Origin of the sequence: Rhodopirellula baltica SH 1, assembly GCF_000196115.1 — a bacterium.
GTDB classification, from domain to species: domain Bacteria; phylum Planctomycetota; class Planctomycetia; order Pirellulales; family Pirellulaceae; genus Rhodopirellula; species Rhodopirellula baltica.
In genome coordinates this window covers 6,317,037-6,334,282 of record NC_005027.1, presented here as the reverse complement: position 1 = coordinate 6,334,282, position 17,246 = coordinate 6,317,037, and the positions used below count along the sequence as shown (strand labels likewise).

The window sequence follows — 17,246 nt, the reverse complement described above, 5'->3', positions numbered from 1 at the left end:
CGGACGAGTGACATTTCGTTCTCTATTGTGATCCGAGCGTCTCACCTTCTTGATACCAAGCACCGCTATCAGGCCTATCTCCTATGAAGACGTTGTCTTCATAGCCGGGGGACCGCCCAAGCACGCAATTGACCATCCCCATTCAGGCTGCATCCACCGGAAAAACCGGCCAGTACACGTGAACCGCAGGGTCAGCCGGACAGGGCAGTTCGACCTCGTATGCGAACGAAGCCTGGCGTTGGGTCAGTCGTCTCAGCGATGGAGGACGGCGATCGGAAACCTTGCCAACCACCCGTTGGCAATAGGAGATTGCACGCCATTGCGAATACTGCTTGCGGGGTGCGTTGATCGCAGCGTGAGGACCGAATTCTGGCGGATGCGGCTACGGGTGAATTGACCTTGCTGACGCGGCGGGTTGTGACGAGAGGAGGCCAATTGAACGATGGCCAAGCGTGGGATTCCGGCCACCGCCAGTCATAACCCGAAACGTTAGTGAGGCTACGCGGGATGATGTAGTGGCCTTGCTCACGCGGCGGGTTGAGGTGGATTGGGCTGCTGAACGAGCGTAGCCGGATTCGCCGAACATCCGGAGGGTGAAATACTGGGCAACATTGGACGTCCGAATTCTGGCGAATCCGGCTACGGGTGAATTGACCTTGCTGACGCGGCGGGTTGGGACGAGAGGAGGCCAAGTGAACGATGGCCAAGCGTGGGATTCCGGCCACCGCCAGTCATAACCCGAAACGTCAGTGAGGCTGCGCAGGATGTTGCAGTGGCCTTGCTGACGCGGCGGGTTGGGACAGGAAGAACCAAAGGTGAAACAGAGCAGGGCCGCGAGACACAAGTCGGCTTGGGTTCAGATAGAATGCGTGGCCCCGGAAAAACTTTCCGAGACTCCCTCCCCAACATCCCACCCTTGGAGCTGACCTGATGAATCGTGATGTGAATGCTGTTGATGGATCTGAATGCCAGGATGTGAAGTCCGACTGCTCGGCACCGGACGGCTTGCACCGTTCCGCTAACGATGGGGATGCGTTGGCTCGTCGTGGCTTTTTGAAATCAGCAGCTTTGGCTGGTGGGGTTGCTGCGGGGGTGACTCTGGATGCGCCTGCCGTGCATGGGCAGGAGACTCCGGATGTGATTCAAGTTGCTTTGGTTGGGGCGGGTGGTCGTGGGACGGGGGCGGCTAATGATTCGCTGCATGTGGACAACGCGAAACTGAAACTGGTCGCCATCGCGGATGTCTTTCCGGAGAATGTCGCTCGCAGCGTGAAAGCCCTCTCGAATGAACACATCGATGCACCGGAGAAAGTGGACGTGCCGGAGGAACGGCAGTTCGTTGGCTTCGATGCCTACAAGCGTGCGATGGATACGCTCGAACCGGGCGACATTGTGATCCTGGCAACGCCGCTGGCTTTTCGATGGGTGCACTTCCAGTACGCGATCGACAAGGGCCTGAACGTGTTCATGGAGAAACCGTTGACAGCCGATGGGCCTTCGTCCAAACGGATGCTGGAACTTTCCGCCAAGGCCGATGAGAAGAATCTGAAGTGCGGCGTGGGTTTGATGGTTCGTCACTGCCGGGGACGCCAGGAGCTGTTCGAACGTATTCAAGACGGCCAGATCGGCGACATCATCATGATGCGTGCTTATCGCATGCATGGCCCGATCGCGTCAGCGTTCACCAAACGTCGCTCGGACGACATGCCAGAAACGCTGTGGCAAATCAAGAACTTCCATAGCTTCCTGTGGGCCAGCGGTGGTTGCTTCAGCGATTTCTACATCCACCAAATCGATGAAACGTCCTGGATGAAGAACGCTTGGCCGGTCAAGGCTCAGGCTCTCGGCGGACGTCATTACCGCGGCGATTGGATCGACCAAAACTTTGATACCTACGCGGTGGAGTACACCTATCCCGATGGCAGCAAGCTGTTCTTTGACGGCCGCTGCATGCCAGGGTGTCGCAATGACATGTCGAGCACCGTGCACGGCAGCAAGGGGTCAGCGATCGTGAGCACGTCGGGGCACACGCCGGGCAAGGTGCGGATCTTTGAAGGCCAAAACCAAAGTCGCCGCGAAGTGGCTTGGGCGTACCCGCAACCGGAGAAGAATCCATACCGGCTGGAATGGACGGACTTGGTCGACGCGATCATTCACGACAAGCCTTACAACGAGGTGCCGCGGGGCGTGCAAGCGAGCTTGGTGACCAGCATGGGCCGCATGGCGGCTCATACCGGACAAGAGATCACGTTCGATCAAATGCTGAATTGCCCACACGAGTTTGCCCCCGGCGTGGCAGAGTTGACCGTCGACGGTCCCGCCCCTGTGATCGCGAATGCGGATGGATCGTACCCGGTTCCTCAGCCCGGGATCTTGAAAGAGGTTGAATACGAGTTGTTTGATGTGTGAAGGATGATCGGCCTTGCTAACGCGGCGGGTTGCGACGTGAGGAAGCCACACGAGAGGCTCGGGGCATTGCAGTCATAACCCGAAACGTGAGTGAGGCTACGCGAGATGCTGCGGTGGCCTTGCTGACGCGGCGGGTTGTGACGGGTTGGCTCGCAATCATTGGTAGCCGGATTCGCCAAGAATTCGGGTGGGTGACTGGCTTTTACCACGGAGGTCACAGAGAGCACCGAGGTGATGGTCCGAGGAAAGTATGCGGGCTTTGCGAAGATCGATTGCTGGGCCTTGCTTACGCAGCGGGTTGTGACGAGAGAAAGCACAAGCGAGAGAATCCGGCCGCCGCCAGTCATAACCCGAAACGTGAGTGAGGCTGCGTGGGATGCTGCGGTGGCCTTGCAGATGCGGCGGGCTGCGATGGGCGGACTTGCAGGGCAGTGAGGTAAGTTCGCTGCGTCATCTTGGTGAGATCTGCGCTGTCTGTGGCAAACGAAATGTCGTGGGCAGAGACAGGGGATTGCTGGATGCCTCGCTTCTGGTGAAGCATCGGCTGGGTGTCATGTGAGACATGGCCTACATTGGTGCATGGACAATGTGCTGGGAAAGCGTAAGCGTCCGAATTCTGGCGAATCCGGCTACAGGTGAGTGGCCTTGCTAACGCAGCGGGTTACGACGAGAGGAAGCCAAGCGAGAGAATCCGGCCGCCGCCAGTCATAACCCGAAACGTGAGTGAGGCTACGCGGGATGTTGCAGTGGCCTTGCTGACGCGGCGGGTTGTGATGAGCTGGAGAGCGGATGCGGCGGTGCCGTCAAAGCGTGCTTTTGGATCGCCACGGAGATCACGGAGTGCACTGAGAAGGGGTTTGGATGATATTCGTTATTTCATCTCAGTGAACTCTGTGCTCTCGGTCGCTGAACGATATGCAGCGGGCAGGGAGTGAGGATTGCTGGACGCCTCGCTTCATTCGAAGCATCGGCTGGGTGCCATGTGAGACATGGCCTACAGTGGTGTCCCGCTTGTCTGATGCAGCCTTGTTTGCCGAGAATAAAAATTCGAATGAGGGCGAGCCGGAAACGGCGCGGGACGTCCGAATTCTGGCGAATCCGGCTACGGGTGAGATTGAATGAAAGAGGAAAACAAGTTTGTTTGAGTTGCGTTGCACGGTTCGAAACTGCGGGTTGGCTTTGTCGCCGGTGGAGGGTGGGCTGCGCTGTGAAAAGCGGCACCACTTCGATCGGGCTCGCGAAGGCTATTACAGTTTGTCCCAGCCGCAGGATCGCAAGTCCAAACAACCGGGCGATGCGGATGCCGCTGTGCTGGCCCGCCATCGTTGGCTTCAGCGTGGGCATGCCAGCGGATTGATCGATGCCTTGCGGCCTTGGGTGGCAAGGCAAGCGGGGAACAGCAACTCCCGAACGATTGACTTGGGTTGCGGCGAAGGCACCTTTGGGCCGTCTCTGTTTGGTGATTCGCCAGGCAGCTACTGCGGGATCGATTTATCGAAGAAGGCGATCAAGCTGGCCGCTCGCGGATGGCCGGAAGCGACTTGGATCTGGGCCAATGCGGACCGGTCGCTGCCGGTGGCGGATGGCAGTGTTTCTTGCGTGATGTCGCTGTTCGGTCGTCGGCCGGCATCTGAAATTGCTCGTGTGCTAACGGAAGATGGAAGGCTGATCGTTGCCGTGCCTGGCGAAGAAGACTTGATCGAACTTCGCGAACATGTGCAGCAATCGGGGCAACGCCGGAGTCGTTGGGAGAAGGTCGTCGACGAGATGGCCGCCGAGGGATTGGAGCTGATTGAACATCGACTGTGGCAGCAGCAGGTTGACCTCGACAGCGAAGCGATTGCGGACGCGATGGCGATGACGTATCGCGGCGTGCGGTTTTCGCAGAACGCTCGCGTGCAGACGGCCACGGCCATGCCGGTGACGCTGGCCGCGGATCTGATGCTGATTGGGCGGTGAGGTGTAGCCGGATTCGCCAAGAATTCGGAGGGACGACGAGCAGGGACAACCGAATTCTGGCGAATCCGGCTACGAGTGGGGTGAGGCCAATGCGGCTACGAACCTTGTTGCAACCCGTTGGATCGCAGGTAGGAAACGATCCGCCAATATCGCGTCCAATAGTCGGCGGCGAATGGAGTCAACTCGGGATAACCGGGAACCAAGCATCCGGTGAACTTGTAGTCGGCGTAGCCGTCGATTGGCACCAAACCGGCGCGCTCTGGGTTCCGAGCGATGTAGTCACAGACGGCCTCAATCGATTCTTCCTTGCGTTCCTCATCCTTCAAAACGTCATCGTAGGCCTGCCCCTGCAACTCCACCTGGAGTCGCTCCAGCACGTCATTGAATCGGTCGCGAAAGTGACGCATTGCAAGACGCTGATCACTGCTCTCAAACAACCCCATCCAAAGCATGTGGATGTGGTCCGGCATCAGACAGTACACCGGGCAAGCGATGGCGTATCGAAAGGCGGTGTGCGTTAGAAGCTCACGAAACTTGTAGAGCAAAATCGGTTTGCACCAGCCTTGCTTGCGGTCCTGAATGACAAGACTCCAGTGCACACAAGCATCCCCTGGAATTGCCCACGAAAAGTTGACAGTGGACCGGTCTTAAGGGAAAGGTAAACGGTGAGTCCTGTGAGTCAGGACTCACTTACGAGTGACGGTTCTTTGATCGCTTGCTCGAAATCGATTGGACTGAGGTAGCCCAGCGACGAGTGCAAGCGATGAGGGTTGTAAAATCGTTCGATGTAGTCAGATACGCCGCGTGTGGCGTGTTCGTGCGTGTCGTAAATCTGCTGTGCTTCCTCGGTTTTGTAACTCTTGAAGAACGATTCCATCGGTGCGTTGTCGTAGCAGTTCCCGCGACGGCTCATGCTTTGAACTAGCCCACTGGCTGCCAGGCGTCTGCGGAAATGATCGCTCGCGAATTGGGAGCCACGATCGCTGTGAACGATCAGGCCCGCGTTTGGCTTGCGAAAAGTAAGTGCTTGATCGAATGCCCCGACCACCAATTCCGAATCCATGTTCCGGCTCGTTTTCCAGCTGACAATCTTGCGGGAATGCAGGTCAACGAATGCACAGAGGTAAGTGGAGCCTTCTTGGGTTGGGATGTAGGTGATGTCCGTTAGCCAGACGCGATTGATTGCCTCGGTCGTGAAGTTTTGGCCAAGCAAATTTGAGGCGATGGGCTGATCATGATTGGAGTCAGTGGTCGATATTCTGAATTTGGTGCGGCGATTGGCTTGTATTCCCGCATGACGCATGCATTTGGCGACGGTATTTCGGCAGCACACCACACCGCGTTTGACTATTGCTCGTTGCATTCGCGGGCTTCCATACGCATCGTGATGTTTTTCCAGTCGGATTTCCTTGACGGCTTGAATGATTTGGGTTTGCTTGATCTCGGTGGCTGTGGGACCGCGACCGGCGAATCGGTAATAAGCGGCGCGAGTGACTTCGAGGGTTCGGCAGAGCACTGCGATCGGCCAGCGATCGCGGCACTCTCCAATGAACTTCAACCTCAGTGACTTTCTTTGGCGAAGAATGCCGTCGCTTTTTTTAAAATGTCGCGTTCCATCTTGAGTTGACGATTCTCTTCGCGAAGTCGTCTCAGCTCGGCTTCAATGGATTGGCTACCAACTACTTCGGCCTGGAATGTTCCGTCTTCGTCAAAAGACTTCTTCCACTTGCGAATCAAGCTGTCCCCGATCCCCAAGTCTTTAGCGACAGCGGTGTACGACAAGCCTTGTTCGATGACTTTCTTGACTGCGGCCAGCTTGTATTCGCGGCTAAATGTTCGACGTTTGTCCATGGATCGGTTCTCCTGTCAGAGAAGTCTGACGTGCGCCGGCCCACTGTCAACTTTTCGTGGGCAATTCCACCCACGATAAAACTCGGGTGGGAGACGCTTGAGGTAGGAGTGCTTGCTGGACAGTCGCTTCATGAGCCTGATCTGAGAGCAGGTGGAAGAGCATTGCTGGGTGTGGAACCGTTTCGATGTAGCCGGATTCGCCAAGAATTCGGAGGGGCAACGAGCAGAGACGTCCGAATTCTGGCGAATCCGGCTACGAGTGGGGGCGGTGAGGAGTTTCGACGTAGCCGGATTCGCCAAGAATTCGGAGGGGCGACGAGCAGGGACATCCGAATTCTGGCGAATCCGGCTACGGGTAGGGCGAATCCGGCTACGAATTGCATAACCGACCTAAGTCAGGATTTCTTCGACGACGCGGCTTTGTTTGACTCCGGTGAGGCGTTGGTTGAGGCCTTTGAAGGGATAGACCATCCTCTCGTGGTTGAAGCCAAGCAGGTGCAGCATCGTGGCGTGGAAGTCTCGCAGGTGCACGGACTCGGTCGCCGCGGTGTAACCGACCGCATCGGTCTCGCCATATGTGAACCCGGGTTTGACGCCCCCACCAGCCATCCACATCGTGAACGCTTCAGGACTGTGGTCGCGACCATGGAATGCCATCGTCGTTCCGCCGCGGTTCTCTCGCATCGGTGTGCGTCCGAACTCGCCGCCCCACACAACCAACGTGTCTTCCAACATTCCACGCTGCTTCAAATCAGCGAGCAACGCCGCAATGGGCTTGTCCGTTTGCTTGCACTTGTCGGGCAATCCATGCTCGAGCGATTCGCTGCGATTGGATCCGTGCGTGTCCCAGCCCCAATCAAACAACTGCACAAAGCGGACGCCTTCTTCGACCAAACGCCGCGCGAGCAAGCAGTTGTTGGCAAAGGATTCTTTGCCAGGCTCGGCGCCATAGTTCTCAAGCGTTTCCGCCGTTTCTTGCGACAGATCCATCGCTTCGGGAGCAGCCACTTGCATCCGATAGGCCATCTCGTACTGAGCGATTCGGGTGACCGTTTCAGGATCGCCGTATTGCTGCAACGACTCTTGATTGAGCGCTGCCAACGCGTCCAAGACTTGCCGTCGTTCCTGTCGCGAAACGCCTTCTGGATTGGCGACATTCAGAACCGGGTCGCCTTTGGATCGGCACTGCACACCCTGATAGACCGAAGGTAAAAACCCTGATCCCCAAAGAGCCTTGCCGACACGAGGCAAACGACCACCGGACAACAGCACGATGAACCCGGGCAAATCTTCGTTCTCGCTGCCCAAACCATACGTGACCCATGAACCGATCGATGGCGATCCCATCGGTGCGGCTCCGGTGTGCACCATCAACTGAGCCGGTCCGTGATTGAATTGGTCCGTCTTGACCGTTTTCAAGAAGCACAAATCATCGACTTGCTTGGCCAAGTTGGGCATCAACTCGGACACCCACGCCCCAGATTCGCCGTGTTGCTGGAAGTCATACTGAGGCCCCAGCATCCGCGGCGTGCCGTTAATGAAAGCAAAACGCTTGCCCTCCAAGAACGACTGCGGGCACTCTTTGCCGTCGAGTTCTTTGAGGTCGGGTTTGTAGTCAAACAACTCCAGTTGGCTGGGTGCACCGACCATGTGCAAGTAGATCACTCGCTTGACCTTGGCCGGTTGAGGCGGCGCCAGTGGGCTGAGCGGATTGGTGGCGTCGTGCTGGGGATCAAAACCATGTTGCAGCGAAGCGTTCGCGTGCGCAGCGTTGCCACCCGCTTGCTGAGTCGCCAAGTAAATGGCACCCAAGCCAGCAGCCGACTCGGTCAGAAATTGCCGGCGACTGGTTTGCAACAACGACTGACGAAAAAGTTCTTGAGAGATCGATTCGCGATGCATCTTATTTGCTCATGATTTCGTCGAGGTTCAACAAGGCAGACGCGACAGCTTCGTAGGCGTCTTGCTCTTGCTCGGACTGTTGCTTGGCTTGCTCGTACAGAGCCACCAAAATCTTCTGCTCAGCGGACGTTGGCGACCGAGAAGTCACCAATTGGAAACCTTTCGCCAAACGCTCTTCCAGTTCCCCATCCATCGCCTCGATCTTCTTTGCCAGTGCCTGCATGCACTCCACAAACGTGACGTCATTGAGTGTCGTCAAGGCTTGCAGAGGCGTGTTGGACCGCAACCGCCGTGGCGTGCAGAACTCACGAGAAGGGGCATCGAACGCGGCGAACATCGGATACGGGATGCTGCGTTTGGTGTAGGTATAAATCGAACGACGATAGCGATCGGGGTCACCGACATCCGGCGTGCTCCATTTGTCGCCACCTTGAAAAGGCTTCCAAACGCCATCGGGAATCGGCGGATGCACAGGGGCACCGTGCACTTCCGGGGAAAGCAATCCGGACACAAACAAGGCTTGATCGCGAACCATTTCGGCGGGCATGCGGAAGCGGGGCCCACGAGCCAACCATCGGTTTTGCGGATCGACCAAGTCCGACTTGGGATCCATGACCGCGTCTTGTCGGTAGGTGCTCGACAACACGATGGATCGGATCAGTTGCTTCCAACTCCAGTCGTACTCGTTCTGGAATTTGAGAGCCAAGTGATCGAGCAACTCAGGATGCGTCGGCCGTTCGCCACTGGAACCAAAGTCTTCCTCGGTCGGAACCAAACCGATTCCAAACAGACGAGCCCAGATGCGGTTGACGGTCACGCGTGCCGTCAGCGGGTTACTCGGATCCACCAACCACTTCGCCAAATCCATCCGGTTGAACGGACCTTCGCCCGCGATGGGTGGCATTGAATTAGGCACGTCCGGTTGGACTTGTTGATCCTTCGTCAGGAACAAACCGCGAATGAACACGTGGCTGGGGCGAGCCAGATGCTCGGGACGTTCCAACATGATTGGGATGCGAACCGAAGGGATCTTGCGTCGCTGGCCTGACAACTCAGACAGCTCATCACGCTGTGCCTTCAAGTCCGTATCCGTCCACGCAAGCAGAGCTTTTTCGTCCGAGCAAACATCAACACTGCCACGACGAACGACCAAGGGGAACGCCCCCAAGGCTTGTTGCCGGCAACTCATATCGAGCTTGAGCTTTGCCCCCTTAGGGACCTCAACTGGTTCCTTCAACAAGAACACGGCCACGCGAGGATGGTGAATGCGAGTGAAAGCCGCGAATCCGTCGCTGTTCTTCGGATCCATGCTGGATCGAGCATGCTTCAGCGGTTCGGGTTCATCAGCGATGACGTGAGAGAATTCGATTTGCGTCTCGGCGTCTTCGTCGCCAATCAAGACCGCGTTCAAATGCGACAGCACAAATCCCCATTCGGAATCCGCCAGTGCGGTTTTGGGATTGCGAGGCAACAGTGTCAGACGGATGGCGGTGAGCTTGTCGGCCGACTCAGGCATCTCACATTCGAGCGAAATCGTGGTGCCGTTGGACAGTGTGTCGATCGTGTAGAACTCCGTCCGCCCATCGCGTTCTTCGACGTCGACTTTGGTTTGCTTGGTGGCCGACGCGGTCATGGAGTCGATGTGCTTCCAGTCCAATTCGTCGTCGCTGACCGCTTCAAATTCCTGGTGCCAAATCGATTGCTTGAGCGAACGAATTCGGCGATCCAGTTCCGACGCACGTTCCTCATCTTCATTGGCCAGCGGCACCGACAACAAAGGCTCTTCGCCACTCAGGTCGCAATCGACCGAGTTGTTGAAGAATGCCATGAACTCGTAGAACTCTTCGTGTTCGATCGGGTCGTACGGGTGACTGTGACACTGGACGCAACCGAACGTGATGCCTTGCCAGGTTTGCCAAACGGTGCTGACTCGGTCCATCACCGCGTTGATACGAAACTCTTCGTCGTCCGTGCCGCCTTCTTCATTGGTCTGAGTCAAACGACTGGCCGTGGTTGCCAAGAAATCGTTGACCGAAGGATCCGGCAACAAGTCACCAGCGATTTGCTTGATCGTGAACTCATCAAACGGCATGTCGTTGTTGAGCGAATCGATTACCCAGTCGCGATACTTCCACGCGTTGCGACGTCCGTCCAAACCCAGGCCACGGCTATCGGCATATCGAATTTGATCGAGCCAAATCGATGCCCAGCGTTCGCCGTAGCCCGATGACTGAAGCAGTTCATCCACCTTTTCGGTGTACGCCGCATCGCCACGTTCCTTCGCGGCTTGGTTGAAACTTTCGACTTCGGCCAGCGTTGGTGGCACACCGGTCAGGTCCAACGTGACTCGTCTGAGCCATTGGTGCGGCGGGGCATCCTTCGCGGGCTGGATGCCTTGTTCTTCGAGCGTACTGCGGACGAAGCGATCAATCGATTGACGGCAAGCGTCCGGGCTGGCAACGTCAGGAACTCCGGGGGTAACCGGAGGCTCATAGCCCCAGGATTGTTTCCACTTGGCACCTTCTTCAATCCAAGTCTTGAGCAGGGCGATCTTTTCTTCAGTGAGCGGCGCACCATGTTCCGGTGGTGGCATGATCTCCGATTCGTCATCCGCCAGAATCCGATCGATCATGTAAGAGCCATCGACGTCGCCCGGTTCGATCACCGCCAGCGCACTGTCGCGATGAATGAACGACAGGTCACCGGCTTGTTTGACACCGCCATGACAGGCCACGCAGTGCTCGTTCAAGATCGGCTGAATGTCATCGGCAAAGTCGACGGCATTCGCGGACGACCAAGTCCCGAAACCGGTTCCAAGCCAAGTGGCAGCAATACAGAAGAGATAAAATCGTTGTGTCATGAGCAGACAAACAAAGGAAAGGCAACTTCACTGTCGGTTAGCAAAGTCTTGCAGCAAGTCAATGAAAGATGGCACTGGTGAGTTGCGTTCAGAACCGTCGACCTCCGGCGGGCTAGCCCCCAGAGTGTCATTCTCCCAATGGCATCGCCGAACGCCGTAATACCGACAAAGGGAGCGGTCCCGACCACAATAAGCGGAACCTTGCAACTCAGCAAATGACAATTTCGCACCGTCAAAGCGTGCTAAATCGGCGAAACATGAGAAACGCCCGGCATATCAGACGATACGCCGGGCGTTGTTGTTTCAAAGAAAACGCAAAGTTGCGTGAGGACTAAGACCGAGAGTCAGAACTCTTCGTCAATCACCTCGCGTGCGGCGCGAGTCCCCAAGGACCCCCACAATCCATACGGGCTGGCTGCGCCAGGTGGGTTGCTGCTTTCCTGAGTAGCGTTGCGATGCCAAATCGTTTCCGCCCGGCTGTTCCCGGCCTCGATCGAGTCGGTGATGAATTTCACCGCACCATCAGCCATCAACACGTGCACACCGCCTTGGTGCCGACTGCTGGCGGTTGTGATGCCTTCCGTGCCATGATTCCCGCCCAAACAAACTTCGCTATTGGGTGGAAGGATGCAAAGGAACTGCGAGTAGAGCGGACGAAAGTCAGCCCATCGTCCGCCACGTGTCGTGGCACCACCGCTGACCGTCGTGCTGGCCAACCAGAAACTCGGACGAGCCGGATCGATCAAGGCGTTGTCTTCGCAGGTCTTGGGATTTCCCATGATGCCATTTCCCCACTGGCCGCCGTGGCCTCCGTTGTTAAGCGAAGCGGCGGAGCGGATGTCTCGGTCACCCAAGTCCGTCACGATTTCGCCACACATGATCGTGTTCGATGTCCCGTCCAGGATGTCTCGGAATCGAGTGTTCCCACGAGGCACAAAGACGCCGCGAAGGTTGGCTCGGCACTGCCGAATCAACCAATTTTCATCTTGGTACCGCCAACGACCTTGAGCACCATTGAACCGCGAACCACCGATTTGGGTTCGGCTGGTCGCGTCGCCAGTGCAGGCGGCGTAGTTGCTTCGCCCGACCGTCGGCAGTCCACGTCCCGGGTCGCTGGGGCATCGATAGGTCGGAACATCGGTCCGCCATGGCAAATAACGAACCGCGTAAGGTGCTGGTCCCATGGCGGGCCAAGTCCGATTGGCTTCGTCGGTCAGCGGGTTTGAAATGTGTTCCCACATGCCTTGCTGTTCAATGAATGGCAGAATCCCGACCATGTAGCTGAGCATGTGGCGGCTGAATCCGATGGGCGGAGCCGGAGCGGTTCCATGGTCATCGGCCAAAGACCACAAATCATTCGTTTCATTCGTCGCTCCGGTGCCATGCATCGGAAACTGGTTGTAAGCCGCGTGATAGTTGTGAACGCCCAAGCCAATTTGCTTGAAATTATTGCTGCAACTCATTCGCCGAGCAGCTTCGCGTGCCGACTGCACGGCCGGCAACAAGAGCCCAACCAAGACGCCAATGATGGCGATGACGACCAACAACTCAACCAGCGTGAAGCCACTGAAGGAGACGCTTCGCTTGCCTTTCTGATGCGGCGGAAACAGATGCCCGCGTTTGTGAATCAACATTTCACCGATTCCAAAAAAGAGAAGAGAGAATGAAGATCGCCGATGGTGACAACAAAGATCAGCGATCGCTTTCAGCCAGAAATTTCGAGCCGAAAGATGTCAGCGTGGATCAGCCGAGACGCACGAGCCTGCAAGCTCAACAGAAACGGCTTTGCGTCGCCTACTCCGTCAGGGAGCCACTTCGTCGGCGTTCTCAGCAGCCTCCGCTTCCGCCCCCGCCATTGCGGCGTCATAGGCGGCGAACTCGTCTTCATCCTCGGGGATCACCGTCGGCTCGGCTTCGCAACCAGCCCAAACGCCAACCAACAAGAGTGCCAAAAGAGACTTTGCAAACAGAGAAGCCAGTTTCATCGTCCGTACCAATCGAAAGAGAGAACAGAGACGCCCGCTGCCAACGGACGCGAACCACCAATGGTGCCCGTGCTGTCACTGCAGGCACTCAAGGCGACTTTCCACGACATCGAGTTCGATGATGGAGGATCGCAGGGGAGAAGTTAAACTCAAGCTGGGGGGCAGCTGGGCATCATCCAGCAATGGCGCAGCATTCGCTCAATACGAAGAAAATGCGTAAGTCTCGCAATGACTCGTTATCTTAGCCCCGGCCGTGAGAAGATCGGTAGAAAACGAAAGATGCGAGGGTGTGAGATTTCCCCGAGGAAAACTCACAGAAAAACATTTTTTTCGTTTTTGGCCGAAACTTTTGCAAACGCAGCCAAATAGCCGTTCACAGGACGTCCTCTGCCTTCATCGCGATGAGCTACTGGCGCATTAAAAACGCCAATGCAGCAAAGGCTTGCAGCATTGGCGTGATGTGATTTCGAATGGCAGCCGAAGTCAGCTCAACAAAGGATCAGGAGCCGACCTTGGCTTTGGTGCGAGCTTCTCGTAGACCGCGACTGAGGATGTCTCGCAACATTGGTGAGTAGTCTTCGTACTTGCTCTCGTCCGGAGCACCGCTGCTGAACTGGTAAATCGCATCGCGTGGCTTGACGCCCAACGCAATCAGCGTGCTGCTGACGGTCGCGTAGTCACCGTTGCGAATGACCATGCTTGGTCGACCTTGGCCGACCGGCGAACGTGCGAACACTTTGCTGGCCACGGCCAGGAACTTCACTGGCGAGTCCAGCGTCTGAAGGGTTAACAGGCGGCGAGCCAACTGAACGCGTCCGTCGTCCGGGTCGTTCAAGTTGCGAGCCCCGATGATGTTCAGGCCTTCTTGCAACTCGACGACTTCTTGTCGCTCGTCAGCATGAATTGCAAAACCAGCCTTGGCATCTGCCAAGATGATGTTGCAACCTTCGTAACGATTTTTGGCGAACTCAGCGTGGGCTTTTTCGAGTGCACGACGTGAAGAAGTGCAACGCAATAAATCCATCGCCAATTGGCCACGAGACCGTTGTCCGAACAAAGGAGTCGCGGTGGCACGATTGGTTAAACCAACAAACAAACCGTTTTGGTTTACCCCCAACCAAGTTCCACCGGCCTTTTGGTCGATTCCACACAACACGCGTGGTTTACCGGATTGAATGGACGGCGTTTGGCTCGGTCGGTCAACATACTCTTCGCGGTTGGCCGCAACGAGGATGGGACTTTCGGGAACCAAACGGTACTGAACAGCAAGCAAGCACATCTGGGAGACATCCAACTTTCAAAGATCGGTGATTTCCAGTCTCACGCACGTGATCTCTCGCCAATTGATCGGGGACCCCCCGGCGAGCCTGGTGCGATACACGTGGGAACAATGTAGCCACGCGAAATCCGGCACCACACCCCCGCATGGGTGGTTTCGTAGATATTTCTCTGATCTGGCGCGGAAGACGGCCGGTCAGGGGAGATCGACCGAAACCGGTGCTGTTTGCCGTTTAGGCAGTCTATTTCGGGCCTTCCGTGAATCGGAAAGGCCCGAAATCAGCTGATTTCAGATCAGGCGTTCCGTGCGGCCAATTCAGCTTTCATGAACTCGAGGCCCTCTTTGGCGAGTGTCAGCTCGTCGGAGAACATCTTCCGCCAAATCTTGGTCGCTGCGGCGATTTCCGGCAGAGCCAGCCCGAAGGCTTCGATGGTCAGGTAGCCGTCATAGCCCGACTTCACAATCGCGTCGAAGTTCTCTTTCCAGTTCACGCCACCTTTGCCCGGCGTGCTGCGATCGTTTTCGCTGATGTGAATGTGGAACAATTTGTCACCGCCGGCCTGGATCGCTTCGGTGATCGACTTCTCTTCGATGTTGCTGTGGAAAGTGTCGTACATCATTCCACAGGATGGGTGATCCACGTCGCGAGCAAAGCGGGCCGAGTCGGCGTGGCAGTTCAGCAAGTAGCATTCAAAACGGTTCAGAGCTTCGACGCCCAATTTCACGCCAACGGTCTCGGCGTATTCGGCGGTTGCTCGCATCGATTCAACGCCCCACTTCCATTCATCTTCGGTGGGTCCGGCACCGCTGAACAATCCGATTGCCGAGTGATAAGGGCCGACCAGAATCTCAACGCCAGCCGCCGCACAGCAATCCAACGTCTTCTTGTTCAACTCGACGCCCTTGGCTCGCACCGCGGCGTCGCACGAAATCGGGTTGTCTTCTTCGCCACGAATCGTGACAGCGGTTCGCCCCAATCCGATCTCATCGAGACGCTTGCCAATCTTGGCGTAGTCCAAATCGAGATTGAACATTGGCAATTCGACGCTGTCGTATCCGATTCCTTTGAGCTGCTCACAAACGGGCAGCATTTCCTCGGTGACTTCGCCGGACCACAACAGCAGGTTCATGCCGTACTTCATAATGTTCTTCTCTACAGAGTTCTCGAAAGGGGATATCAACGGAGTTTCGTTTCGGATTGATCGACCGGAACAACCTAGTTCAGCTCAGGATAGGCCATCGGACGACCTCCGGGGGCGAGTAGACGTGCGTGATGAAGTCGCACCTCTTGGCGTGCTTTTGGCAACCAATCGCGAACGGCATTGGGCAATGCCACCAGCCCGACTCGGGCCATGACCTGGTTCAGCCGCATCAGCAGTGTGTCGTCGGCCAAGTAATCGTACAAGAACCGGGTGGAAGCGAACCGCCGCATCGTCGCGGGAATCTTGTCCGTCGATTTCCCAGTGATTCGCTGAACCGAAGCCGCAATTTCGTCCTCAGGAATCTGATCGAACAGAGCGTAGTACCGGTCACCGATTTCGGGCCGATCCTCGATCACATTCGAGTCCAGCAACATCTCTATCAAAATGTGCCCCACAAAGCTGGGGCGAAACCCGGCGTCTCCTGGCAACAGGTCTCGCAACTGGACCGCAAATTCGAGGTTCATCCGCGCGAACGTCTCGCCCCCATGAAACCACTGATCATCGTCGATGTGTGCCAGCACGCCGCGAGCGACCTGCCGAAGCACCGGATCGGAATCCTCGATGAATGGAGCCGCCAATCGTCCGCGTGCTCGGATCTTGCGATCGATCACGGACAAGAAGTCTGGGATGCCTGTCGAGACCGCCATCACCGGATCATCCAAGTATGGAATGGCGTGGCAGAGAAAGTTCATGGGCGAGGGTTGGTGATCGGCTGGAGTATTCGAACGATGCCAGAAATCCGACCGCGTTCGTAGAAGAGTCAGAGATGGTCAGCGAGTGGTGCTGTCCGCATCTGATGATGGCAACGATGCTGAGTGCCATTGTCCCAACCATTGCATCATCGACCACCGCAGGTCGGATTGATGTTTCGCAATCGCTTCGTTCAAACGATCGGCCAAACGAGTGTTCTCTTTCTTGAGCCACAACCGAATCAAAGTGTCCTCTGCCAAGTTGCCCAGCTCTTCGGCCGCGTCACCACCCAGCTTGCTGATTCGTTCGACGTTGAATCGATCCATTCGCATCTTGGCATGTTCGACGTTCACATCCAACTGAATCGCGGGAGGCACTTCGCTGTAGTCGGCGGACATGCCCATCACGAACTGGCACTCCAGGTTCACGTCCATCGTGCCATCGACGCTGATACTAAAAGCCTGCACACCCAGGTTCCAACGTTCCAGCCGAATGTGAAACCTGGCGGGTGTTCGCACAACCGCATCGACGAGCCAACCAGGATTGCCGGCAGGCGTTGTGGAAGGGACGACCGATCGAATGGTGAGTGGAGACTGCGCGAGCGGAGAGTCAGATCGCGGCGACGAAGCACTGATGGGCAGGGCGGACGGCCAAGCGAATCCGGACAACAATCCCGCAGCTGAGACGGCGCGGCTTTGTCCATCGCTGCCGGTCGCAACATCCGCTGGATCCATTTTTGGCGTGGCAATTTCTGACTTGGAAAGCGCCGGCAACGTGACGTCATAGCGAACCCAACGTCCATGACGAACCTCTTTGCGGCGCCGGTTGGTTTTCAGCTTCCAACCTTCGCGTCGGACTTTCACGCCCGCCCACAACGATTTTGTGTTGCCCCAATCATCATCGCCGTCAAAGCGATCGGGGACATGCGTGAGAAGTTGATCCGCCAGCCACTGAACCGATTGGCGTGCTTGATCGGGCGTCATTTCGACGCTGGTTGCCGGCAAGATTTGCGGCGCGGTCAGCGGTGCTTGCCCACTGCACCGCGCCAGACATCCAATCGAACCCGATGGTACAACCGCCGACTCAGCCAGAGCGACGGCCATCACCAT

Annotated in this window: 12 protein-coding genes; 2 read left to right on the top strand and 10 right to left on the bottom strand. The window is 56.7% G+C overall.

Annotation, left to right across the window (positions count from 1 at the left end):
- Positions 1 to 930: 930 nt before the first annotated feature.
- Positions 931 to 2,409, top strand: coding sequence for a Gfo/Idh/MocA family protein (locus RB_RS24470; RefSeq protein ID WP_011123424.1), 1,479 nt, complete (start codon positions 931 to 933; stop codon positions 2,407 to 2,409).
- 1,137 nt (positions 2,410 to 3,546) lie between these two features.
- Entirely contained in the window at positions 3,547 to 4,368 is an 822-nt protein-coding gene (locus RB_RS24465; protein WP_011123419.1) for a methyltransferase domain-containing protein, read from the top strand.
- 95 nt (positions 4,369 to 4,463) lie between these two features.
- On the opposite strand, the gene RB_RS24460 is transcribed toward RB_RS24465, so the two are convergent.
- From RB_RS24460 to RB_RS24415, 10 genes are all read right to left on the bottom strand, one after another.
- Positions 4,464 to 4,967, bottom strand: a complete 504-nt coding sequence (locus RB_RS24460) for a hypothetical protein (protein WP_011123417.1) — start codon at positions 4,965 to 4,967, stop codon at positions 4,464 to 4,466.
- Positions 4,968 to 5,047: 80 nt separating this feature from the next.
- A protein-coding gene (locus tag RB_RS24455) for an IS3-like element ISRba6 family transposase (RefSeq protein WP_164921275.1) occupies positions 5,048 to 6,219 on the bottom strand; the annotation gives its coding sequence in 2 pieces (ribosomal slippage) (positions 5,048 to 5,970 and positions 5,970 to 6,219; 1,173 coding nt in all).
- Between the two features lie 390 nt (positions 6,220 to 6,609).
- The gene (locus tag RB_RS24450) at positions 6,610 to 8,121 is read right to left on the bottom strand and encodes a DUF1501 domain-containing protein (RefSeq protein ID WP_011123415.1); all 1,512 of its coding nucleotides are present in this window, start codon (positions 8,119 to 8,121) and stop codon (positions 6,610 to 6,612) included.
- Between the two features lies 1 nt (position 8,122).
- Complete coding sequence (locus tag RB_RS24445) at positions 8,123 to 10,981, bottom strand: PSD1 and planctomycete cytochrome C domain-containing protein (protein ID WP_011123414.1); 2,859 nt, start codon at positions 10,979 to 10,981, stop codon at positions 8,123 to 8,125.
- Positions 10,982 to 11,325: 344 nt separating this feature from the next.
- Positions 11,326 to 12,615, bottom strand: coding sequence for a DUF1559 domain-containing protein (locus RB_RS24440; RefSeq protein WP_011123411.1), 1,290 nt, complete (start codon positions 12,613 to 12,615; stop codon positions 11,326 to 11,328).
- 168 nt (positions 12,616 to 12,783) lie between these two features.
- Positions 12,784 to 12,966, bottom strand: coding sequence for a hypothetical protein (locus RB_RS24435; RefSeq protein WP_164922460.1), 183 nt, complete (start codon positions 12,964 to 12,966; stop codon positions 12,784 to 12,786).
- A 499-nt stretch (positions 12,967 to 13,465) separates the two neighbouring features.
- Complete coding sequence (locus RB_RS24430) at positions 13,466 to 14,245, bottom strand: NRDE family protein (RefSeq protein ID WP_007328055.1); 780 nt, start codon at positions 14,243 to 14,245, stop codon at positions 13,466 to 13,468.
- A gap of 293 nt (positions 14,246 to 14,538) precedes the next feature.
- Entirely contained in the window at positions 14,539 to 15,387 is an 849-nt protein-coding gene (locus tag RB_RS24425; protein ID WP_007328056.1) for a sugar phosphate isomerase/epimerase family protein, read from the bottom strand.
- A gap of 74 nt (positions 15,388 to 15,461) precedes the next feature.
- Positions 15,462 to 16,139: a hypothetical protein gene (locus RB_RS24420; RefSeq protein WP_007328057.1), complete on the bottom strand. Its 678-nt coding sequence runs from the start codon at positions 16,137 to 16,139 to the stop codon at positions 15,462 to 15,464.
- 78 nt (positions 16,140 to 16,217) lie between these two features.
- Positions 16,218 to 17,246: a hypothetical protein gene (locus tag RB_RS24415; RefSeq protein ID WP_011123405.1), complete on the bottom strand. Its 1,029-nt coding sequence runs from the start codon at positions 17,244 to 17,246 to the stop codon at positions 16,218 to 16,220.

Coding starts and splice junctions, on each gene's coding strand:
- RB_RS24470 (WP_011123424.1), top strand. CDS start 931: ATGAATCGTGATGTGAATGCTGTTGATGGATCTGAATGCCAGGATGTG.
- RB_RS24450 (WP_011123415.1), bottom strand. CDS start 8,121: ATGCATCGCGAATCGATCTCTCAAGAACTTTTTCGTCAGTCGTTGTTG.
- RB_RS24445 (WP_011123414.1), bottom strand. CDS start 10,981: ATGACACAACGATTTTATCTCTTCTGTATTGCTGCCACTTGGCTTGGA.
- RB_RS24440 (WP_011123411.1), bottom strand. CDS start 12,615: ATGTTGATTCACAAACGCGGGCATCTGTTTCCGCCGCATCAGAAAGGC.
- RB_RS24435 (WP_164922460.1), bottom strand. CDS start 12,966: ATGAAACTGGCTTCTCTGTTTGCAAAGTCTCTTTTGGCACTCTTGTTG.
- RB_RS24430 (WP_007328055.1), bottom strand. CDS start 14,245: ATGTGCTTGCTTGCTGTTCAGTACCGTTTGGTTCCCGAAAGTCCCATC.
- RB_RS24425 (WP_007328056.1), bottom strand. CDS start 15,387: ATGAAGTACGGCATGAACCTGCTGTTGTGGTCCGGCGAAGTCACCGAG.
- RB_RS24420 (WP_007328057.1), bottom strand. CDS start 16,139: ATGAACTTTCTCTGCCACGCCATTCCATACTTGGATGATCCGGTGATG.
- RB_RS24415 (WP_011123405.1), bottom strand. CDS start 17,246: ATGGTGATGGCCGTCGCTCTGGCTGAGTCGGCGGTTGTACCATCGGGT.